This is a genomic window from Streptomyces sp. NPDC001415, from assembly GCF_053597395.1.
The window spans coordinates 78,618-97,999 of the sequence record NZ_JBSFIE010000013.1 but is presented as its reverse complement, the minus strand read 5'-3'; the positions used below and the strand labels follow the sequence as shown (position 1 = coordinate 97,999).

Below are 19,382 nucleotides of genomic sequence, written 5' to 3'. Positions count from 1 at the left end.
CGCCGACGGCCCTCAGGTCAGCCGAGCGCGGGCGCGCCGCCGGGGCGCTCGAACTGGGTGCGGTACAACTCCTCGTAGCGGCCGCCGAGTTCGAGGAGTTCGTCGTGCGTGCCGCGCTCCACGATCCGGCCGTCCTCCACGACCAGGATCAGATCGGCGGAGCGCACCGTGGAGAGCCGGTGCGCGATCACCACCGCGGTGCGGCCCTCCAGTGCCTCGCCGAGGGCCTCCTGCACCGCGGCCTCGGACGTGTTGTCGAGGTGGGCGGTGGCCTCGTCGAGGATGACCACCCGCTGGCGGGCCAGGAGCAGGCGGGCGATCGTCAGGCGCTGGCGCTCACCACCCGAGAGCCGGTAGCCGCGCTCGCCGACCACCGTGTCGAGGCCGTCGGGCAGCGAGGCGACCAGGCCGTCCAGGCGGGCCCGGCGCAGCGCCTCCCACAAGTGCTCCTCATCGGCGTCCGGGCGGGCGAGCAGCAGGTTGGCGCGGACCGACTCGTGGAAGAGGTGGCCGTCCTGAGTGACCATGCCGATCGTGTCCCGGATCGAGTCGGCGGTCAGGTCCCGTACGTCGATGCCGCCGAGCCGCACCGTGCCCTCGTCCGCGTCGTACAGCCGCGGAAGCAGTTGGGCGACCGTCGACTTGCCCGCGCCGGACGACCCGACCAGGGCCACCATCTGCCCCGGCTCGGCCCGGAACGAGACGCCGTGCAGCACCTCGGTGCCGCCCCGGGTGTCCAGGCTGGAGACCTCTTCGAGCGAGGCGAGGGAGACCTTGTCGGCGGACGGGTAGCCGAACCGTACGTCGTGGAACTCGACCGACACCGGGCCCGACGGCACCTCCCGGGCTTCGGGCTTCTCCGCGATGAGCGGCTTCAGGTCGAGCACCTCGAAGACCCGCTCGAAGCTGACCAGCGCGCTCATGACCTCCACGCGTGCCCCGGCCAGCGAGGTGAGCGGCGCGTACAGGCGGGTCAGGAGCAGAGCCAGTGAGACGACCGAGCCCGCTTCGAGGGTGCCGTGCAGCGCGTAGTAGCCGCCGAGTCCGTAGACGAGGGCGAGCGCGAGGGCCGACACGAGGGTGAGGGCGGTGATGAACGCGGACTGCGCCATCGCCGTACGGACGCCGATGTCGCGCACCCGGCCCGCTCTGGCGGCGAACTCGGCGGACTCGTCGGCGGGCCGTCCGAACAGCTTGATCAGGGTCGCGCCGGGGGCCGAGAACCGCTCGGTCATCCGGGTGCCCATCGCCGCGTTGTGCTCGGCGGCCTCCCGCTGAAGTCGTGCCATGCGGGTGCCCATGCGGCGCGCGGGCAGCACGAACACGGGCAGCAGGACGAGGGCGAGCAGTGTGATCTGCCAGGAGATGCTGAGCATCACTCCAAGGGTGAGCAGCAGCGTCACCAGGTTGCTGACCACGCCGGACAGCGTGTTGCTGAAGGCCCGCTGGGCGCCGATGACGTCGTTGTTGAGGCGGCTCACGAGCGCGCCGGTGCGGGTCCGGGTGAAGAACGCGACCGGCATCCGCTGCACGTGGTCGAAGACGGCCGTGCGCAGATCGAGGATCAGTCCTTCGCCCAGCGTCGCCGACAGCCACCGGCTCACGATGCCGAGTGCCGCTTCGGCGACGGCGATCACGGCGATGAGCAGCGCCAGCCGCGTGACCGTCCCGCTCTCCTTCCCGCCGACGATCGCGTCCACGACCCGCCCTGCGAGCAGGGGCGTGGCCACCGCGAGGAGCGCCGTGGCGACGCTCAGGACCAGAAAGAGGGCGATTCGCCGTCGGTGCGGGCGGGCGAAGACGGCGATGCGGCGCAGGGTGGCCCGGTTGAAGGGCCGCTTGTCCTGCTGGGCGGTCATGACGTTGTGGAGCTGCGTCCACGCGGTGGCTTCCATACTCATGCGAGGAACGTACGACCTCTACCGCGCTTGAGGTCAACGATTCCCGAGCTTGAGGTCAAGGATTCAACGGAAACACGGCCGCCGGGGACCGCCCACGGGTCAATGATCTCCCGGGCAGCTTCGTCGGCACCGACGGTGCCCGACCGTCCGGGGGCGCCCGCCCGGGGGCGTCCCGTAGGTTCGGCTCCGGGCGGCGCCGGACCGCCCCCGTACCTGGGGAGAGACGATGGGCTGGGGAGTGCTTGACCGGCTGGTGGGGGAACCCGAGCTGTTCTTCGACCGGTGCCGAGGCGGCCGACCGCATGTGTTCACGCCGCCGAGCCTGCCCCAAGAGGCGCCCGGGCCAAGGGAGTTGGCGGCAGCGCTGAGCGGCGGACTGCTGCGCACGCCGTACGTCGAGATGGTGCGGGAGGGCGAGGTCGTGCCGGCCTCGGAGTTCAGCACCGCCAGAGTCGTCGCCGGGCGGCACGAGGAGGGCTTCGCCGACCCGGAACGGATCATGCACCTGCTCGCCGAAGGGGCGACGCTGCTGTTGCCCCAACTCGACCAGTGGAACGCCTCGGTGGGCACCCTGACCGCCCTGCTCTCGCGGGACCTGGGGCGTGCGACGGAGGCGTTCTGCTTCGCGACCATGGCCGGCCGTCGCGGCCTCGACGTGCACCGGGACGACGCCGACGTCCTCGTCGTGCAGCTCGCGGGCCGCAAGGAGTGGACGGTGTACGACGCCCCGGCCGACGGGCACTGGCACCCGGGCCCGGTGGCGCACCCGGGCGAACCCGCGCTGCGTACGGTCATCGGCGCGGGCGACGTCCTGTACGTGCCGCGCGGCGCCCCGCACACCGCGACCGGCAACGAAGGCCTCTCCGTCCACCTCGCCCTCACCATTCGCGAAGCGACCACGAACCGCCTGCGCCAGACGCTCGCCGACCTCCTGACGGAGGCGACCGACAGCATCGCACCCCGTCCATTGACGGAGGCTCAGCTTCTGGATTGTGTACGGGAGTTGATCGAGGCGGCAGGAAAAAAGCTGGATTCGGTGTCCCCCGAGGAGCTGCTCGCGCGGGCGCGTGGGCCGCTGCCCTCAGTGCCGGCCGCCCAGCCGGTCGACTGGCCGACGGCCGATTGACGGAGTCCGGGGAACACCGCGGCTGCGGAGAACCCTGTAGTTCTCCGCAGCCGCCACTGACGCATCGTCAATAATTGATGCCATGTCAGAAATAGACGCAGTGTCAGAAATCAGATGCAGTAAGGACGGTGGCAGGAACCCTCGCAGGAGATGCTGATGCCGGCGCTGTTCTGAGCCTCACCCTCGGCCAGAACCTCGCGCACGTCCAGGTCGAACAGGTCCTGAGTCGTCTCGTTGGTCATGAGGAACTCCTCTCGTTTCGGCCGCGGATCTCGCAGCGGAACGAATGGACGGTAGGCCGGTGACGACTGGCCGCGTCAATGACTGTGAACGAAAGGGAAGGGGGTTCTGCATCATCGGGCACATTGCCTGCGCGACCTGGTCACAATTCCCCGAACCTCCGCTAGACAGAGGCGGATTACGGCATTCGTACGGCGAAGGGGAACTGTGGGCGGACAGCACGCGGCACGACAGGAAAAGCTGTTCACGGCCGCTGAACCGGTGCTTCTGCGGGCCCCCGCCCTACCCGTACCCGAGCACCCCGACGGCCCAGCGGGCCCGACCGACGCCGAGTTGGCCGCCTAGGTCGCCGAGGCCGCGGCCGACCCGCTGTTCCGGGAGGCGATCGAGGTGTCCAGCCCCTCGCTGGCCCAGGTACTGGACCGGGACACGCCGCCGACAGGAGACGCGCTGCGCCGCGCCGCGACCGCGGTGGGCCGGTACCGGCTGCGCATGACGACCCGGCCGACCCCCTTCGGGCTGCTCGCCGGGGTCGCGCTCGCCCGCTTCGGCGACAGCGCCTCGGTCCGCTGGGGCGAGCGGCACCGCGCCGCCGTACGCCCCGACCTCGGCTGGCTCGCCTCGGCCGTGGGCCGCCTGCACGAGGACCCCGCGGTTCTGCCCGGCCTGCTCCTCGTCGCCGACCAGCAGCACGTCGTCCGCGGCTCGCGCGTGACGCTGCCCTACGTTCCCACGAGCTCGGGCGATGCCAGACGGGAGGTGAGTCTCCGTCATACACCAGTTGTGGCCGAGGCGTTGGAGCAGGCGAGCGAACCCGTCTCCTTCCCCGAGCTGACCCGGCGGGTGAGCGCCGCCTTCCCGACCGCACCCGGCGCAGCCGTGACCCACCTCGTCCACACCCTCGTGCTGCGGGGCTTCCTGCACACGGACCTGATGCCGCCACCGGACGCCGATGATCCGCTCGGCCATGTCGTCGCGCGGCTTCCCGGCGACTCGCCCCTGCGGGCCGAACTCGACTCCGTACGAGGTGACTTGCGGCGGTGCGAGGAACTGCCCGCGGGGGGAGAGAGGCTGAAGGCCCTGCGTGCGGTGCGGGAGCGGATGACCGCCGTGTGCCCCGCCGACCACGTCCTCCAGGTGGACCTCTCCCTGGATGCGGATGTGGTGCTGCCGCCGGACGTGCGCGAGGAGTTCGAGCGGGCGGCCACCGTGCTGTGGCGCCTCTCGCCGCCGCGCACCGCACCCGCGCATCTGCGCGCCTACCATCAGGCGTTCGTGGAGCGCTACGGCACCGAGCGCGCCGTGCCCGTCGCCGAACTGCTCGACGTGGAAACGGGGTTGGGGTCGCCGGACGGGTACGAATACCCGAGGGGCGGCGTGGTCCCGGCCCCCTCGGCCCGGTCCGAGGAAGACGACGCGGGGCGCGGCAGGCTGCTCGCCGAGCTGGCCGCCGGAGCCCTCGCCGACCGCGAGCCCGGACAGCCGCTGCCCGAAGTGGTGCTCGACGACGCACTGCTCGACCGGCTGACCGGAGCGGGCCTCTCGTCGGATTCGGATGGGGAAGGGGCGGCCCACCGTGTTCCCGAATCGCTGGAGCTCTACGGCGAACTCGTAGGCGAGGGTGATGAGTTGAGGGTGGTGCTCTCTCCGGTCGTGGGCAGTGATGTGGCCGGCGCGACCTTCGGCCGGTTCGCCGGCCTCCTCGGCGGGGCCGGGCTCATGTCGGAAGTGGCCGGGGCGGCGGGGCCCGGGGCCGTTCCCGTGCATCTGGAGTTCAGCCCGGCGCGACCCCGGTACGCCAACATCACCCGCACCCCGCGCTGGCTGGACCACCGGGTCGTCGTCAGCGCGTTCCCGGACGTGGCCGGCCCCCAAGTCCTGCCGCTGGATGACCTGTTGGTCACCTCCGACCTGGAGCGGCTGACAGTGCACTCCCGCAGTCTCGGCCGACCGGTCGAGGTCAGGGCCCATCACGTGCTCAACCAGCGCACCGGCGCCCCGAACACCGCCCGCTTCCTCCACGAGGTGTCCCTGACCGGGCACCGGCCCTGGCAGCCCTGGGACTGGGGCGCGGCCAACGCGCTGCCCGCCCTGCCCCGAGTGCGGCGCGGCCGCACGGTTCTGGCTCCCGCCACATGGCGGCTGACGGTACCGGCGGACGGCTTCGAGCAGTGGCGCGCCGGGCTGACGAGCTGGCGGCGGCGCTGGAGCGTGCCGAGCCGGGTTCGACTCGTCACCGGAGACCAGCGCATCAGCCTCGACCTCGAACTCCCCTGGCATCAAAGGCTGTTGTACGCACATGCGCGCGGTGCTGAGCACGCGATCCTCCAGGAGGAACCAGCGACCGGAGCGGGCGGGTGGCTGTGCGGGCCCGGCGGTTTCCGCACCGCCGAACTCGTCGTCGCCCTGCACGCCACCCGGCAGCCGGACAGCCGACGCCGCGTCCCCCCGCCCGCGTCGGTCCATCGGTCGACGGGACGGGCCGTCCTGCCGGGCGGCAACTGGCTGTACGCCCGGCTGGACGCGGCGGAGATCCGCCACGACACCCTCCTCGAAGAGCATCTGCCCCACCTGCTCGCCGTGCTCCCCGGCGATGTGGACCGCTGGTTCTTCGTCCGGTACCGCGACCCCGCGCCCCACCTCAGGATCCGCTTCCACGGCGCCGAACCGGGGCCGGTCGCGGCCCTGCTGCCACTCGTCCACGACTGGGCCGCCGACCTGCGCCGGGCGAACCTCGCGGCCGGGCTGCGCCTCGAAGCGTACGAGCCGGAACTGGAGCGCTACGGCGGCCCGGAGGCGATGGCCGCGGCCGAGCGGGTCTTCCAGGCGGACAGCCTCGCCGCGCTCGCCGGTATCGGGGCGCTGCGCGGGCGCACCGGCGCCGAGCGCGATCTGCTCGCCGCGGTCAACTCGGCAGACCTGGCGCGGCACTTCCTCGACGGTGCGGGCGGACCTCGGCCCGCAGTCTGGTTCCCGGCCGCGTTCGCCAAGTCCGAGCGCGACCACCGCGCCTTCCGCGCCAACCGCGCCGCCGTCCTGCGCGCGATCGGGCCGGACGGCCCCGCACCGGACGCGGCCGACTCCGCCCTGCGGCAGGCGCGGGAAGAGCGCGCCGCCCGCCTCGCCGACTACGGCGGGCTCCTCGCCGACCTGTATACGCGCGACCCGGACCGGCGCCCGCCCGCCTCCATCGCCGCCAGCCTGATCCACATGAGCCACAACCGGCTCATCGGGATCGACCCCGAAGCGGAACGCCGCGCCCACGCCCTGGCCAGGGGCGCCTTCGAAGCGCACAGCGCCCGAGCCCGAGCCCAGGAGTCCAGATGAGGGAGGGTCTTTCCAAGGAGCGCGCCCGCGACGTGCTCGACTCCGCGGCCGCCCGGCTCCGCACACCGCAGGCGCTCCGGCCGGCCCGGGTCGACTCGCTCGCCGTCGGGCACCCGGGCATCGCCCTGCTCTTCACGACGCTCGCGGCGGGCGGGGACACCGAGGCCCGCTCGGTCGCCCACGCCCACCTCGCCGCCGCGATCCGGCCGGCGGGCGGACTGCGGGCCTCCGGGCTGTACGGCGGGGCGGCGGCCGTCGCCTTCGCCGCCCGCGTCGCCGCGACCGGCCCCGACTCCTACCGCTCGCTCCTCGACGCCGTCACGCCGCGCGTGGCCGAAGCCGCCGTGGAGCGGGCACGCGCCCTGCGAGCCGGCCGCGCCGAGGGCACGGGCGCGCCGTCACACCTGTACGACGCGGTGTCCGGCGTGTCGGGCCTCGCCCGGCTGCTCCTTGCCCTCGACCCGCACGGCCCCGCACTGCGCGCGTGCCTGGAGGCCCTGGTCGACCTCGCCGAACCGGCCGTGACCCCGCACGGAACCCTGCCCGGCTGGTGGACGCCGCACGGCCCCGGGCGCCAAGAGCCGAACCCGGACTTCCCGCGCGGCCACCTCAACTTGGGCCTGGCGCACGGGATTCCGGGCCCGCTCGCGCTGCTGTCACTCGCGCATGAGCAGGGCGTAAGTGTGCAGGGCCACGAGATGGCGATCGGCCGGTTCGCCGGGTGGCTGGCCGGGCGGGCGCACGAGGACGGGTACGGACCGTACTGGCCGCTGACCGTACGCGCCGAGGACGAACTCAGCGGCGAGCGGCCCCCGAACCCGCCGACCCGGGCCGCCTGGTGCTACGGAACCCCCGGCGTGGCCCGCGCCCTGTTCCTGGCGGGGCGGGCGCTGGACGAGAAGGCGTGGCGGGAGTTGGCCGGCCGTTCGACGCACGCGGCGCTGGCGCGGCCCGTCGACTCGCGGGGCTTGGAGGGGCCGGGCCTCTGCCACGGCACCGGCGGGCTGCTGCAGATCGCCGCGCGGATGGCGTACGACATGGGTGACGCCGAGCTGAACGCCCAACTGCCGTTCCTGGCCGGGCAGTTGGTCGAGGGGATGGGGGAGGGGGACGGTTTCGGCTTCCTGGAGGGGGAGAGCGGAGCGGCCCTGGCCCTCCACACGTACGCGGAGGGCGCCCGGCTCGCGGGGGCCGGCCCTTCGGATCCCCAGCTACTGGCCTGGGATGCGGCGTTGCTCATCGGATAGCGGGTGCCGGGCCCGGTGGAGGCGCGCCTGTTTTGGAGGCGGGCGCGCCGCCTGTCCGAACGGGGCGAGGAAGGTCGCGACGGTGGCCACGAACCGGTCCGGGTCGTCGAGCCAGGGGAAGTGTCCCGCGCCGCTCTGGACGGCCGGCTCGGCGTTCGGGAACAGCCGGGGACCGTGACGTCCCGCAGCGCCACGAACGCCGCCGGGAACCACGGCTCGTCCCTTCGGAGCCGGGCCGTCTCGCGCCGGAGCTCGGTGCGCCGAGAGGCCGCCGAGCTCGCCGAGGTAGGCGGATGCCTGCATCGGACCTCCGGGCAGACAGACCAGGGGAGGGCTTCCCCGAATACGTGGTAGGCGAGCTGGGTCCCGTCGTACGCGGAGAAGGCAGGCATGGCCGAGACCCTGGCAGCGGGGTGCTGCCAGGGCAACCGCATTACCCTGACCTGCGGGGAGAGCGCCAGTCGTACGGGGTGCCGGGGGCGGATGGACGCCCGACGCGGGTCGGGCCGGCGAATCGCCCCGGAAGCGCGGTGCGGTTCCGGGGCGAAGCCGCTCGGCGGGACCGGCGGATCAGTTGTTCGTGCAGGTGTTGCCGGAAGCCGGGTTGAGCAGCCCGATGACGTCGATGCTGTTGCCGCACACGTTGACCGGGATGTGGATAGGGACCTGGATGACGTCGCCGGACAGGACGCCGGGGGAGTTCCCGGTCACACCGATCGGGCCGGTCGGCGGGCTCGGGTTGGCGGCGGCTGCGGCGCCGGCCGCGCCCATCACGGCGGTGGCGGCCAGAACGGTTGTGGCGAGTGCTATACGAATACGCACGATTTTCCTCCTACAGGTGAGGGGGGTTCTCTTTCGAAGCGTCTCCGCGCTCGGGCTCATGGGAAAGCCGCGTGATCCAATGGAGTGAAAACGGCGGTCCGGAGGTGAGGGCCTGCGGGTGCTCGGCTCCAGGTCCCGTCGCGGCCGGACCCGCCCGTGCCGGGGTCGGCCTGCCCGCGCCGCAGGGCGCTCACCCGATGCCGTGTTTATTCGGCCGCGCCGCGCCTACTCGCACGGTGACAGCCCGTAGTGCGGGGCCGTTCACCGACGGGAAGGCAGCCCATGTCCAGTGGTGTCGTCATCATCCTGACAGCGGTCGCGGTGGTCGTTGTCGTGGCGGTGGTTCTCGGCATGGTCGTCGCACGCAGGGGCGGCCACGGCCTGCGTCGCCGGTTCGGACCCGAGTACGAGCGGACCGTCGCCCAGCACAACGGCGACGTGAAGGCCGCCGAGAAGGACCTGGACGAGCGGGTCCGCCGGTACGGCGACCTGAAGGTCCAGCCTCCGACGGCCGAGGCACGCGGCCGGTACGCGGCCGAATGGGCCCGAGTCCAGAGGGAGTTCGTGGACTCGCCGACGCGCGCGGTCGCCGACGCCGAGGCGCTGCTCGGCCGTCTCGCACAGGAGCGCGGCTTCCCGGACGGCTCGTCCGAGGAGCAGCTTGCCGCCCTCTCCGTGCACCACCCCCAGCACCTCGACAGCTACCGCCGGATCCGGGGCGCGGCCCAGGGCGATGATGGGCGCCGTGCCAGTACGGAAGAGCTGCGCGAGACCCTCGTACAGGCCCATGAGTTCTTCGCGGTTCTGGCCGGGGAACGCCGCGGGAACAAGGCCGGACGCCCGGCGGCGCGGGGCGGTCGGCACGCATCCCGAGGCGGCACGCGACACCACGACATCGCCCGAGGGAGCCAGTCATGACCCAGGCCGAGGGGCCCGTACCCGACCAGTCCGCAACCAGCCGGCCCACGCCTGACCAGTCCGTACCCGAACAGTCCGTAACCGGCCGACCCGCACCGGACCAGCCCACACCTGACCAGTCCGTGCCCGACCATTCGGTGCCCGACGGGAGCCGGTCCATGGTCGGGGCACCCGCCTCCGACCCGGCTCCACGGGAGGCCGCGCCCAGCGCTTCCGCCGAAGCAGGCGGTGTGCTGCCGTCGGAGGAGCGGGACAAGCTGCAGCTCAGGATCCAGCACGCCGTCGGCGGCTTTGTCGACGAGCCGCGTGCGGCGGTCGAGGAGGCCGCCTCGGCGGTCGACGCCCTGACCGAGCGGGTCACCGAGATCCTCGGACAGCGGCGCGGCACGCTGCGTGCGTCCTGGCAGGACGCGTCCGGAGGGACGGCGACGGAGGACCTGCGCATGGCTCTGCGTGAGTACCGCCGACTCGCGGAGCGCCTGCTCAGCCTATGAATCCCGACGCGCGCCCGGCCCCCGGCGAACGCCCGGTCCCAGGCGCGCCGGGGGAGTCATCCGGGGACGCAGGCAGACGGTTCATCCGGTCAACCCACCTGTAGAAACAAGGAGTTGGACATGTCCAGGCGCTATGGCGGTAATCCCGCGGCGACCGGCATCCTCATCATCGCGGACATCACGGCACTGATCCTGATCCTCTGGATCGCCTTCTTCCTGGTCAACGCCAACACGGCCAACGACGTCGTCTCGTGGGTCCGGAACGCGGCGAACTGGCTCTCGGGCTGGTCGCGGGACATGTTCAACATCAAGTCCGACAACTGGCGCACGGTGGTCAACTACGGTCTGCCCGCAGCCGTCTACCTGCTGATCGGCCACGCGGTCGCGGGCCGGGTCAACCGATCCTGAGAGCCTGTGTCTAAACCCCGCCCGGGCCCATGGCGAGATAGCGGTCGTAGGCGTCCCGGCTGTCCGAGACGAACTTCCAGCTCGCCATGGCCGCCTTCAATTCGTCGCCGGTCAGCCAGCCGTGCCAGGCGACTTCCGCCGCGTCCGGTGAGACGTCCTCCTCTTCGACGACGGTCTCGTACACGGAGAACCAGTACGGGCTGAGTTCGCCGTCGCACAGGAACTTGAACAGCGGACGCACCGCGGCCTCCACGCCCAGCTCTTCGAGGAGCTCCCGGCGTGCCGCGTCCTCATAGGGCTCGCCCACACCCACGGCTCCGGCCACCAGCCAGCTGTACTCGCCCGGGAACCGCGAGCTGTCCTCGGGGCGCCGGTGCACCAGATAGCGGCCGTCGGCATCGCGGCACAGCACCATGGCCATCCGATACAGCCATCCCTCTCGTACGGCCTCGCCCCGCTCGACCACGCCGATGACGTGGTCCTGCTCGTCCACCCGCTCCACCCGTTCACTCATGGATAGATCCTCCATGACCGGCCTCCGCCGACATGTGGCGCCCCCACATGTGGCGCCCGGGCGCTCACTCTTTCGGCAAGGCCGGCTGGCTCTACGGCCGAGGGCGTCGAAGAGTGGATCCGTGGGTCCGTGGACCAAGAGCGGGGGACATCTGTGCCGTCGATCTGATGAGGAGCCCTTCATGCGCCGTTGCGCCACCGTCGCCGCCATCGCCCTGTGCGGCGCTCTCGCCGCGAGTACCGCCGCACCTGCCTTCGCCGCTGCCCGTACGCCTGTTGTGTCCGCTGCCGAGGCGGCGCGCGCGGTGAAGGGCCCCCGGGTTGGTGCCGATGACAAGGACGGGATAAAGACCGAGCTGGCGGCGATGAAGAAGGAGGTCGACCAGCTGGTCGCCGGTGAGAAGAAGGATGCGGCGAAGGACGCGGCGCACGTGAAGAAGGAAGCCGAGAAGGACGTCGCCGACATCAAGAAGGAGGTGACGGAGCTGGTGAAGGGCATCGCCGCCACGGGCAAGGACGCGGTGCCGCAGACCAGGACGATGCCGAAGCCGGCCTCACCGGTGACCGGCTGACCCGTCCGCCGGCAGTCCTTCCGAACCGCCGCCGTTGCCCTCGCAACCGCTGGTCTCGATCTCCGCGCTTCTGTGCTTCTGTGGGCAGTTCAGAGGCGGGACAGGTCCAGTTGGCAGGGAGGGGGCGCGTCGACGTCCGGGGCGTGATGGCGCGCGGGGTGGCGCGTGCGACTCGATGGGGTGGTTCTGCGTGCCCGGGAGCGCTCGTCCCGCGTTGGTCACCGCATGACCGTATTTCCTGAGCTGCGGTATGCGACCCCCGCTCTTCGCCCGAGAACCCCGCGAACGGGCGCCCTGGCCCCGGACGTTGGGGCGAACCGGTCCACTACGGGACGTCCCCGGGAACATCCGGCGCAACATCCGGCCGCTCGTGCCTGCCCGGGCCGCTCCCCGTGCCCGGCCGGTGGTCTGGAGGTGCTCCACGAGATCGGCCCCGGCGGGCGTTCCCGCGCGGCGGATCCAGCCCCTCCGGCCTGCTGCCCGCCCGTGTTCCCCGACAGTTTGTGAATGGAAGACTCCCTTGCGTATTACCGACATTCACGGCTGCGAGGTCCGTCCCGGACGGCTGGTCGAGTGGAGTCTGGACCCCGTCATGGTCGAGGCCGCGACGAGCCAGCCCGATGACGCCAGGCCCCCTGCCTATGTGCAGGAATCACATATCCGGACGGCCCGGTCGGTGCGCCGGGACGGTCTGTTCGTGCCGACCTGGCTGGGTGCCGCGTTCGACATCCTGGGGCCCGTCGACCTCGACGTCCTCGAAGAGGCCCTGCGGACCTGGACGCTCCGGCACGAAACGCTGCGCAGCGGCTTCCGCTGGGTCGGCGACGAGATGCGCCGGTTCACCGCGACGCCCGAGGCCGTGGCACTTCGGCGGGAAGTCGTGGGCGACTTCGCCGACGGGGAGGAGCTGAGCCACCACCTCCAGGACCGTTTCGATGTGGCGGCGGACGCGCTGTCCTGGCCGAACTTCCTGTACACGGCGGTGGTCAGGGACGAGTCCACCAGCGTGTATATGGCCTTCGACCACAGCAACGTCGACGCCTACTCGATCCAGCGCATCCCCGCCGAGATCCACGAGCTGTACTCGGCGCGGGCCGAGGGGCACCGCCAGGAGGCGGCCCCGGTCGGCAGCTATGTCGACTTCTGCGAGATCGAGCGGGCCAGCGCGGACCAGGTCGACGACACCCACGCGATCGTGGCGCGCTGGCGGGAGTTCATCGCCCGTTGCGACGGCACGCTGCCGGCCTTCCCGGTGGACCTGGGCCTCGAACCCGGCGGCAGACTGCCGGAGCAGAAGCTCCTGTACAAGATGCTCGTGGACGACGCGGACGCCGCGGCCTTCTCGACGTACTGCCGGCCGTTCGGCGGCGGGCAGGTGGGCATCCTCGCGGCCACCGGACTCATCGTCCACGACATCGGCGGCGAACCCGTCTACCGCACTGTGGTGCCGCTCCACACCCGGGCGAAGTCCCGGTGGGCGGACTCCGTGGGGTGGTACGTCGGCGGTGCGCCCGTCGAGATTCCGGTCGCGCAGGCCCTGGGCTTCGACGACGCGCTGACGATGGTCCATGCCGCGCTGCGGGCCAACAAGTCCCTCGCCCACCTGCCGATCGCCCGCGTGCTCCGTCTGCTCGGCTCGGACTTCCGCCCCACGTCCCCCGACCTCTACTCGATCGTGTCGTTCGTCGACGCGCGGGACATCCCGGGGGCCCGCCAGTGGGACGAGCAGAAGGCGTACGCCATGCTCCGGGTGTCCTACGGCGACCAGGTGTGTGCGTGGTTCACCCGCCTGCACGGCGGGCTGCAACTGGCCATCCGCTACCCGGACACGGCGATCGCCCACAAGAACATCCATCGCTATGTGGAACAACTCCGGGAGCTCATCACCTCGGTCGCTCGCAACGCGCCGAGCCGGCCCGCGCCCCCGAGGCCCCGCGGTGAGCACCCGCGTGCCGCACCGAGGCTGAGCAGCGCGGCATCCCGGCTGTCGCTCTGAGTTCCGAGTGAGCCCGGAGCGCCCTTTCGACGGTGCACCCACCTGCGGGAAGGCGCTCTACGGGTGCGGCCCACACGTGGTGAACCCACATGTGGGCCGGGAGCGCCTCTCGCGCACGGAGGGGTGCGGCTGGTAAACCGTTGAAGCCGTCGGTCGCCGGACGGCTCGGTGCTTCCAAGAGAGCCTGGGGCTCACACAAAGGGGTCGGGATGCGTCGCGTACCGGTCATCACAGTCGTCGTCACGGTTCTGCTCGCCGTTCTGGCCGGCGCTTTCACGGCGGGCACGGTCAACGCGCGGGAACGGCCCGTACGCGCCGACGACGGAGCACGGGTCGTCGCCGAGCAGCGCGTCGGGCCCCGCCAGTTGGATCTCACCATCGACTCCCCGGCCCTGGGCACGACGGCCCACGTACGGCTGCTCACCCCCGACGGCTGGTCGCCGGGGAGACACGACTGGCCGGCGCTGTGGCTGCTGCACGGCTGCTGCGGCGGCTACGAGGACTGGACGAAGTACACCGATGTGGCCCAACTCCCTGAGCTTCACCGCGTGTTGGTCGTGATGCCGGAGGCCGGTGCCGCGGGCTGGTACAGCAACTGGTGGAACTACGGCAAGGGTGGCGCGCCCCGCTGGGAGACCTTCCACCTCGCCGAGGTCAAGCAGATCATCGAACGTGGCTATGGCGCGGGCACTCGCCGGGTCGCCGCGGGTCTGTCGATGGGGGGCTTCGGCGCCCTGTCGTACGCCGCCCACCACCCGGGGCTCTTCCGGGCCGTCGCGTCGTACAGCGGCACCGTGCACCCGCTGCTCCAGGTGCCCGGCGGGTTCGGCCCCGACTGGTTCCTGAACCTCGACCGGCAGCTGGGCGTCGACCCGTACGTGATCTGGGGTGACCCGGTACGCCAGCGCGCCGTGTGGGCCGCGCACGACCCCACGGTCCAGGCGAGCTCGCTGCGCGGGCTGCCCATCTTCCTGTCCTGCGGCAACGGCAAGCCCGGCGGCCCCTACGATCCGCCCGGCACGAAGGACCCGAACGAGGCCTACTTCGAGCAGCAGAACCGGGCCCTCGCCGCCCGGCTGCGCGGCCTCGGCAGCCCGGCCGTCACCGACTTCTACGGCCCCGGGATCCATGAATGGCCGTACTGGCAAAGGGAGTTGCGCCGCTCCCTGCCGATGCTCCTGGCCGCGCTCGGCGCTTGACACCACAACTGGGACGCCAATTGTGTGGCCCAGGCCCATGTGGCCGCGCCCTACCAGAAGAACCAGCCCGGTGTGGCGATGTAGTCCTGCGGGGCGTAGTCACACGCGGCTTCCGTGAACGGTGTGGCCGACAACTGTGCGGCCAGCGCCTCGCCATGGGCGTCGACCCCGTCCGCCGCGATGAGGAGGACGACCACGACGACGAGCCACACAACAGGAAGCGCGGGCCGATACGAATCCTTCGACTGCATCATGATCGCGCCGCCCAGCGCCGCCACCCCCGCCGCCGTCACCAGCGCGAGGGCCGTGAGCGTCAGATGGTCGAGCGCCGGCGAGGCGTGACACAGGAGGTATCGGTGCCCCGAGGTGAGTCTCGGAACACGCTCGACCAGGGCGACGGCACACAGTACCCACCCGATCGCCACCACGTGCCCGGCATCCAACTTTCGTCCGGTGCCGGGCTGTTCAGAGCTGACGTTCATGATTCCCCCGGAGACGTCGGCCGAGTCGGAGTGCGCGCACCGACTAGTTGAAGAAGGCGCTCATGCCGTCCACGTCGGACAGGTAGCTGTCGATCGCGGCGACCCTGCCGTCGCGGATGGTGAGCACGGTCGCCAGGTGCTCGTCGAGCTTGCGGCCGTCGGGGTCCTTCGCGGTGTTGTGCAGGGACAGGGTGACGCCGTTCACGCCGGTCAGGATGTGCAGCAGCTCGGTGTTGAGGCCTCGGCCGACGATCTCCTGGAGCCGGTTGATGGCGGCGTCGACGCCGTGGATCGTGCCGGAGATGGTTCCGGTGCCGGGCATGCTCCAGGCCAGGTCGGGGGCGAGGACGGTGCGCATGGCTTCCCAGTCGTGCGCGCCGAACGCGCCGAGGAATCGCTCGGCCACCGTCACGTCCGCTCTGTTGCTCGCCATGTCGTCGCACACTCCTGAGTCAGGCCCGCCGCATGCCGCTGATCGCCCGGCGGCCGCGGGCATCCGTGGTCCGCCCCGACGATAGAGGGTCCGACCGGCGCACACGCACCCGGAGGCCGGTGGAGGCGCTACCTGGATGCGTCACACCAGGAAGAGGACCAGGACAACCCGGACGAGCACGGTCCGGGCGAGAAGGGAACTAGCAGCCCGAGTACGGGCGTCGAAAGGTATTCACGGGCAATCGCCAATGGCCGTTCGGGCACTGTTTCCCGCGTCGTCGGAATAAATGTTTCGAGAGGCCCCACGCGAAAACGGAGACTCACAGGAACAAAGAAATGCGGAAGCGTTGACAACGCTTGCCGCAGCCCGCTTCACTTCCCCTCAACGGTCGGTGACGGCAATTCAACTTCCCCCCAGGTGAGTGAATTGGCGTCCCCGGTCCTGCAGTTCACGTCCGGATAATGCATGAGAGGAAGGGATTGACGATGGCCAAGATTATTGCTGCCCTGCGTGCCCGTGGACCGGTCTGCCTGCCCCAGGTCAAGAAGAGCGAGCCGAGCCTGAAGCAGGCTGCCTGGTACTTCTGGTACTAAGCCGAAGGCCAACCCCGGGCCCGCACACAACGCAGGCCGACTGAATTTCGGTCAGCATCGTGTGCGGGCCCTCCGCATTTCATTTCCGGAGCTCTTCCCATGCCATCCGTCATGACCCGCCCGAGCCGCCGCACCACGGTATTCGCCCCGCGCCTGCAGGCTTTGCTGGACGAGCACCTCGGCAAGGATCTCGTACGCCTCGAACCCGACACCATCGGCATCGCCGGGGCGGAACTCTCCGACCGCATCCTGGCCGCACGGCGGGCGACGGAGACCGAACGTCCCACCTTCAAGCCCCTGCACGGCCGGTCCATCTCCAAGGCGGAGGCCTCGTCGGTGATGCGTACGGTCGGCAAGGACGTACGCGCCGCGCTTGAGCAGCCGAATCCGCTGCCGGAGTGGACGGACCTCTCCGGGCCCTGGCCGATCACCGGGCACCGGTTCCTGAGCGACCTCGTCCTGCGCGACGACCCCTACCGGCTGCGGATCCTCATGTCCCGCACCCTGGAGATCGACCCCAGACTCACCTGGACCACCATCGTCGCGGGCGCCGCCCTGCCCCGGCGACCCGCGCCCGGCCCCCGACTGACCCATCTGGCCAACCTGTTCGCCGAGGCGCGGGGCTACCACGACCGGCGTTACGCGATGGGCATCTACCGACGCGCGGCCGCCCCGGTCTGCTTCACCGTCTCCACCCTCGTCGCGAACGCCCTCTGGCTCGGCTCGCCCTTCGGCGACGACGTCTCCAACCGCGACATCCTGTACGAGGCGATGCGCCTGCTCCCTCCGTCGTGGAACCTGCTGCGCAACCGGTCGCCCGAATACCCGGCCGTCGACGAGCGCATCGGGCACGACGACGACCTCCTGATGCTGCCGCTCCTCACCCACCGCGACCCCGCCCTGTGGGAGGCGCCGAACGAGTTCCGGCCGGAGCGGTGGGAGGGCCTCGACCCGGACAACACGCCCGGATACATGCCGTTCGGGCACGTATCCGAACGGTGCTGGGGGCGGCACATGGTCATGCCACTCGCCGAACTCCTCCTCGACCACATCCGCCGCACCGGCCTCGTCGTCGCCCCGGGCCAGCGGTCCGCCGACGTACCGCTGGTGGGACTCCTCGGTGTGAAGACCGTGCACGTCGGTCACCGGAGCAAGGTGCGCCATGTCTGACATCGAGATTCTCGATCCGTCGTTCTTCGAGCACGCCCACGCCACCTACCGGCGATGGCGCGAAGAAGGCGGTGTGCGCCACGCCCGCTATCCGGGGCCGACCCCGGTCGAGGGATGGGTCGTCACCTCCTACGCCGAGGCGAAGTCGCTGCTCGCCGACCGGAGGCTCTCCAAGGACGGGGCGGTGGAGAGGTTCGGCCGCCACATCGGACTCACCCAGGGCCCGGGCAGCGGCCTGTTCACCCACATGCTCAACTCGGACCCGCCGGACCACACCCGCCTGCGCAAACTCGTACAGAAGGCGTTCACCGCCCGTCGCACCGCGGCTCTGCGCCCCATGATCGAAGCCCATGTCACCGCACTGATCGACGCGTGGGAAGGGCGGGACGAGGTCGAGCTGATCAGCGAGTTCGCGCTTCCGCTGCCGGTGGCCGTCGTCTTCGATCTCTTCGGCGCCTCCGACGCCGACCACGAGACCCTCCAGGTGCGCGGCAACACCCTCGACGGGGGCCAGGGCGACGGCGAGGTGTCGGTGTTCACCGCCGAATCGATGCTCGCCTACCTGCGGGCGCTCATCGCCCTCAAACGCGAACACCCCGACGACGGGCTGCTGTCCGCGCTGCTCCAGGCCCGCGAGGAGGGCGAGGACGCGCTGACCGAGGACGAGGTCACCTCGATGGCCTTCCTCCTGGTCGTCGCCGGCCACCAGACCACGGTCAACCTGATCGCCAACGGCATCCACACCCTGCTGGCCCATCCCGACCAACTCACCGTGCTCCAGGCCGACTTGACGCTCATCCCGGGCGCCGTCGAGGAGATCCTGCGGTACGAATCCCCTTCGGGGCTCGCCTCGTTCCGCTACACCACCGAGCCGGTCACGGCCGGGGGAGTGACCGTGGACGAAGGTGAGTTCGTGCAGATATCGCTGCTCGGCGCCAATCGCGATCCAAGCGTGTTCGCCGACCCCGACCGGTTCGACATCAGCCGTGCGGACGCCGCCAAGCACATCGCGTTCGGCCACGGAATCCACCACTGCCTGGGCGCCCCGCTCGCCCGCCTGCAGGCCGAGATCGCCTTCACCCAACTGCTCACCCGCCACCCCGACCTGCGCCTGAGCGAGGACCACGAGGCGCGGTGGCAGGCCAACCCCCGCCACCGCGGACTCCTCTCCGTACCCCTGCGGCTGAAGTAGGCGCGGTCACCCGGCCGGACGGCTACTGATCGACTGCTACTGCTTGGCCGCGCAGATCACGTCGTAGGGCCGGCCGATGGCCATCGTCAGCCGCATCGGCTCAGTGGTGCCCGACGGGCACTGCGACGTCTCCTTGGTGAGGGCGAGCACCTTGTACGCGTCCGAACCCCCGGAGGCGCACGGGACCTCCTTCGCCGTCGACGTGACGCAGTCGCCCTTGACCAACTGGCCGCCACCGGCGCCGGCATCGCCAGGATGGTCGGCGGAGAGGTTGCGCCCGCACACCGTCTTGCTGGGGATGCCGCCGCCCTTGCTCTTCGAAGAGCCGTAACTGACACTCACCTGAATGATGAGGTCCGTACCGGCCGGGCACTGGATGGAGTCGGGCATGAAACTGGCGGCCTGGATGTCGAGGGCCTTGAAGGTCGCGCCCGAATCGCCGCAGCCGAACGCCTTGTAGCCGTTCGGCTTGTCATCGGGGTCGGGGCCTCCGCAGTCACCCACCTTCCACTCCCCGCTGTCATGGGAGCCGGACGAGGATGACGATGACGAGGAGGACGACTTCTTGCTGTCGTCCCCGAACAGCTTGGACGCACCGTAGCCGAGGCCCAGGATCACCGCGAGGACCACCAGGGCAGGGAGACATCCCCCTTGCCTGCGGCGCTGGTTGGGCGGGAACGTGCTGCCCGGGTCGACCATGGTGTTTCCCCTCCTGGGAATGACGAGTGACGTGACCACAGGTGTGGACG

General features: G+C 71.0%; 18 protein-coding genes and 1 pseudogene. 11 read left to right on the top strand and 8 right to left on the bottom strand.

All coding sequences use genetic code 11. The annotated features are described in order from the left end of the window. Nucleotides 1-17: 17 nt before the first annotated feature. The gene (locus ACWC2B_RS19555) at nucleotides 18-1,901 is read right to left on the bottom strand and encodes an ABC transporter ATP-binding protein (protein ID WP_450718135.1); all 1,884 of its coding nucleotides are present in this window, start codon (nucleotides 1,899-1,901) and stop codon (nucleotides 18-20) included. 226 nt (nucleotides 1,902-2,127) lie between these two features. On the opposite strand from ACWC2B_RS19555, the gene ACWC2B_RS19550 reads away from it, so the two are divergent. Next, nucleotides 2,128-3,027 carry a JmjC domain-containing protein gene (locus tag ACWC2B_RS19550; protein ID WP_450718133.1) on the top strand — a complete coding sequence of 300 codons (900 nt, stop codon included), beginning with the start codon at nucleotides 2,128-2,130 and terminating at the stop codon, nucleotides 3,025-3,027. 110 nt (nucleotides 3,028-3,137) lie between these two features. Here ACWC2B_RS19550 and ACWC2B_RS19545 read toward each other — a convergent pair whose 3' ends face one another. Further along, a complete protein-coding gene (locus ACWC2B_RS19545) occupies nucleotides 3,138-3,269 on the bottom strand; it encodes a hypothetical protein (protein WP_264197750.1) in 132 nt (43 codons plus the stop codon). A 367-nt stretch (nucleotides 3,270-3,636) separates the two neighbouring features. Here ACWC2B_RS19545 and ACWC2B_RS19540 point away from each other — a divergent pair, with 367 nt between their 5' ends. Both ACWC2B_RS19540 and ACWC2B_RS19535 read left to right on the top strand, forming a co-directional pair. Further along, nucleotides 3,637-6,594, top strand: coding sequence for a lantibiotic dehydratase (locus tag ACWC2B_RS19540; RefSeq protein WP_450718290.1), 2,958 nt, complete (start codon nucleotides 3,637-3,639; stop codon nucleotides 6,592-6,594). Next, nucleotides 6,591-7,841 carry a lanthionine synthetase C family protein gene (locus ACWC2B_RS19535; protein WP_450718131.1) on the top strand — a complete coding sequence of 417 codons (1,251 nt, stop codon included), beginning with the start codon at nucleotides 6,591-6,593 and terminating at the stop codon, nucleotides 7,839-7,841. The genes ACWC2B_RS19540 and ACWC2B_RS19535 overlap by 4 nt, the downstream gene beginning before the upstream one ends. A 252-nt stretch (nucleotides 7,842-8,093) precedes the next feature. Here ACWC2B_RS19535 and ACWC2B_RS19530 read toward each other — a convergent pair. Then, a pseudogene (locus ACWC2B_RS19530) lies at nucleotides 8,094-8,233 on the bottom strand (alpha/beta fold hydrolase); the annotation flags it as partial. A 178-nt stretch (nucleotides 8,234-8,411) separates the two neighbouring features. Next, nucleotides 8,412-8,666 (bottom strand): chaplin, encoded by a 255-nt coding sequence (locus ACWC2B_RS19525; protein WP_450718288.1) that lies wholly within the window; start codon nucleotides 8,664-8,666, stop codon nucleotides 8,412-8,414. A 279-nt stretch (nucleotides 8,667-8,945) separates the two neighbouring features. Here ACWC2B_RS19525 and ACWC2B_RS19520 point away from each other — a divergent pair, with 279 nt between their 5' ends. The 3 genes from ACWC2B_RS19520 to ACWC2B_RS19510 all read left to right on the top strand — a co-directional run bounded on the left by ACWC2B_RS19520 (nucleotide 8,946) and on the right by ACWC2B_RS19510 (nucleotide 10,483). Next, nucleotides 8,946-9,581 (top strand): hypothetical protein, encoded by a 636-nt coding sequence (locus ACWC2B_RS19520; protein WP_450718129.1) that lies wholly within the window; start codon nucleotides 8,946-8,948, stop codon nucleotides 9,579-9,581. After that, nucleotides 9,578-10,075, top strand: coding sequence for a hypothetical protein (locus ACWC2B_RS19515; RefSeq protein WP_450718127.1), 498 nt, complete (start codon nucleotides 9,578-9,580; stop codon nucleotides 10,073-10,075). The genes ACWC2B_RS19520 and ACWC2B_RS19515 overlap by 4 nt, the downstream gene beginning before the upstream one ends. A 120-nt stretch (nucleotides 10,076-10,195) precedes the next feature. After that, complete coding sequence (locus ACWC2B_RS19510; protein ID WP_450718125.1) at nucleotides 10,196-10,483, top strand: hypothetical protein; 288 nt, start codon at nucleotides 10,196-10,198, stop codon at nucleotides 10,481-10,483. Between the two features lie 10 nt (nucleotides 10,484-10,493). On the opposite strand, the gene ACWC2B_RS19505 is transcribed toward ACWC2B_RS19510, so the two are convergent. Continuing rightward, a complete protein-coding gene (locus ACWC2B_RS19505) occupies nucleotides 10,494-10,997 on the bottom strand; it encodes an NUDIX hydrolase (RefSeq protein ID WP_450718123.1) in 504 nt (167 codons plus the stop codon). A 181-nt stretch (nucleotides 10,998-11,178) separates the two neighbouring features. Between ACWC2B_RS19505 and ACWC2B_RS19500 the strand changes: the two genes are divergently transcribed. The 3 genes from ACWC2B_RS19500 (at nucleotide 11,179) to ACWC2B_RS19490 (ending at nucleotide 14,763) form a co-directional block, all read left to right on the top strand. Then, a complete protein-coding gene (locus ACWC2B_RS19500) occupies nucleotides 11,179-11,568 on the top strand; it encodes a hypothetical protein (RefSeq protein ID WP_450718121.1) in 390 nt (129 codons plus the stop codon). 520 nt (nucleotides 11,569-12,088) lie between these two features. Then, on the top strand, nucleotides 12,089-13,564 hold the full coding sequence (locus tag ACWC2B_RS19495; RefSeq protein ID WP_450718119.1) for a condensation domain-containing protein: 1,476 nt from the start codon (nucleotides 12,089-12,091) through the stop codon (nucleotides 13,562-13,564). Nucleotides 13,565-13,773: 209 nt separating this feature from the next. Further along, the gene (locus ACWC2B_RS19490; RefSeq protein WP_450718117.1) at nucleotides 13,774-14,763 is read left to right on the top strand and encodes an alpha/beta hydrolase; all 990 of its coding nucleotides are present in this window, start codon (nucleotides 13,774-13,776) and stop codon (nucleotides 14,761-14,763) included. Between the two features lie 50 nt (nucleotides 14,764-14,813). Here the strand turns inward: ACWC2B_RS19490 and ACWC2B_RS19485 are convergent, their stop codons facing one another. Both ACWC2B_RS19485 and ACWC2B_RS19480 read right to left on the bottom strand, forming a co-directional pair. Then, nucleotides 14,814-15,245: a hypothetical protein gene (locus ACWC2B_RS19485; protein ID WP_450718115.1), complete on the bottom strand. Its 432-nt coding sequence runs from the start codon at nucleotides 15,243-15,245 to the stop codon at nucleotides 14,814-14,816. Between the two features lie 43 nt (nucleotides 15,246-15,288). Continuing rightward, nucleotides 15,289-15,678 carry a nuclear transport factor 2 family protein gene (locus ACWC2B_RS19480; RefSeq protein ID WP_450718113.1) on the bottom strand — a complete coding sequence of 130 codons (390 nt, stop codon included), beginning with the start codon at nucleotides 15,676-15,678 and terminating at the stop codon, nucleotides 15,289-15,291. A 704-nt stretch (nucleotides 15,679-16,382) separates the two neighbouring features. Here ACWC2B_RS19480 and ACWC2B_RS19475 point away from each other — a divergent pair. Next, nucleotides 16,383-17,441 carry a cytochrome P450 gene (locus ACWC2B_RS19475; protein ID WP_450718109.1) on the top strand — a complete coding sequence of 353 codons (1,059 nt, stop codon included), beginning with the start codon at nucleotides 16,383-16,385 and terminating at the stop codon, nucleotides 17,439-17,441. Then, nucleotides 17,434-18,633: a cytochrome P450 family protein gene (locus ACWC2B_RS19470; RefSeq protein WP_450718107.1), complete on the top strand. Its 1,200-nt coding sequence runs from the start codon at nucleotides 17,434-17,436 to the stop codon at nucleotides 18,631-18,633. The genes ACWC2B_RS19475 and ACWC2B_RS19470 overlap by 8 nt, the downstream gene beginning before the upstream one ends. A gap of 36 nt (nucleotides 18,634-18,669) precedes the next feature. Here ACWC2B_RS19470 and ACWC2B_RS19465 read toward each other — a convergent pair whose 3' ends face one another. Further along, entirely contained in the window at nucleotides 18,670-19,332 is a 663-nt protein-coding gene (locus ACWC2B_RS19465; RefSeq protein ID WP_450718105.1) for a hypothetical protein, read from the bottom strand. Nucleotides 19,333-19,382: the final 50 nt, after the last annotated feature.

Bases quoted from the DNA above. Each gene is read 5' to 3' on its own strand.
- ACWC2B_RS19555 (WP_450718135.1), bottom strand. From the start codon at position 1,901: ATGAGTATGGAAGCCACCGCGTGGACGCAGCTCCACAACGTCATGACC.
- ACWC2B_RS19550 (WP_450718133.1), top strand. From the start codon at position 2,128: ATGGGCTGGGGAGTGCTTGACCGGCTGGTGGGGGAACCCGAGCTGTTC.
- ACWC2B_RS19545 (WP_264197750.1), bottom strand. From the start codon at position 3,269: ATGACCAACGAGACGACTCAGGACCTGTTCGACCTGGACGTGCGCGAG.
- ACWC2B_RS19535 (WP_450718131.1), top strand. From the start codon at position 6,591: ATGAGGGAGGGTCTTTCCAAGGAGCGCGCCCGCGACGTGCTCGACTCC.
- ACWC2B_RS19520 (WP_450718129.1), top strand. From the start codon at position 8,946: ATGTCCAGTGGTGTCGTCATCATCCTGACAGCGGTCGCGGTGGTCGTT.
- ACWC2B_RS19515 (WP_450718127.1), top strand. From the start codon at position 9,578: ATGACCCAGGCCGAGGGGCCCGTACCCGACCAGTCCGCAACCAGCCGG.
- ACWC2B_RS19510 (WP_450718125.1), top strand. From the start codon at position 10,196: ATGTCCAGGCGCTATGGCGGTAATCCCGCGGCGACCGGCATCCTCATC.
- ACWC2B_RS19505 (WP_450718123.1), bottom strand. From the start codon at position 10,997: ATGAGTGAACGGGTGGAGCGGGTGGACGAGCAGGACCACGTCATCGGC.
- ACWC2B_RS19500 (WP_450718121.1), top strand. From the start codon at position 11,179: ATGCGCCGTTGCGCCACCGTCGCCGCCATCGCCCTGTGCGGCGCTCTC.
- ACWC2B_RS19490 (WP_450718117.1), top strand. From the start codon at position 13,774: ATGCGTCGCGTACCGGTCATCACAGTCGTCGTCACGGTTCTGCTCGCC.
- ACWC2B_RS19485 (WP_450718115.1), bottom strand. From the start codon at position 15,245: ATGAACGTCAGCTCTGAACAGCCCGGCACCGGACGAAAGTTGGATGCC.
- ACWC2B_RS19480 (WP_450718113.1), bottom strand. From the start codon at position 15,678: ATGGCGAGCAACAGAGCGGACGTGACGGTGGCCGAGCGATTCCTCGGC.
- ACWC2B_RS19475 (WP_450718109.1), top strand. From the start codon at position 16,383: ATGACCCGCCCGAGCCGCCGCACCACGGTATTCGCCCCGCGCCTGCAG.
- ACWC2B_RS19470 (WP_450718107.1), top strand. From the start codon at position 17,434: ATGTCTGACATCGAGATTCTCGATCCGTCGTTCTTCGAGCACGCCCAC.
- ACWC2B_RS19465 (WP_450718105.1), bottom strand. From the start codon at position 19,332: ATGGTCGACCCGGGCAGCACGTTCCCGCCCAACCAGCGCCGCAGGCAA.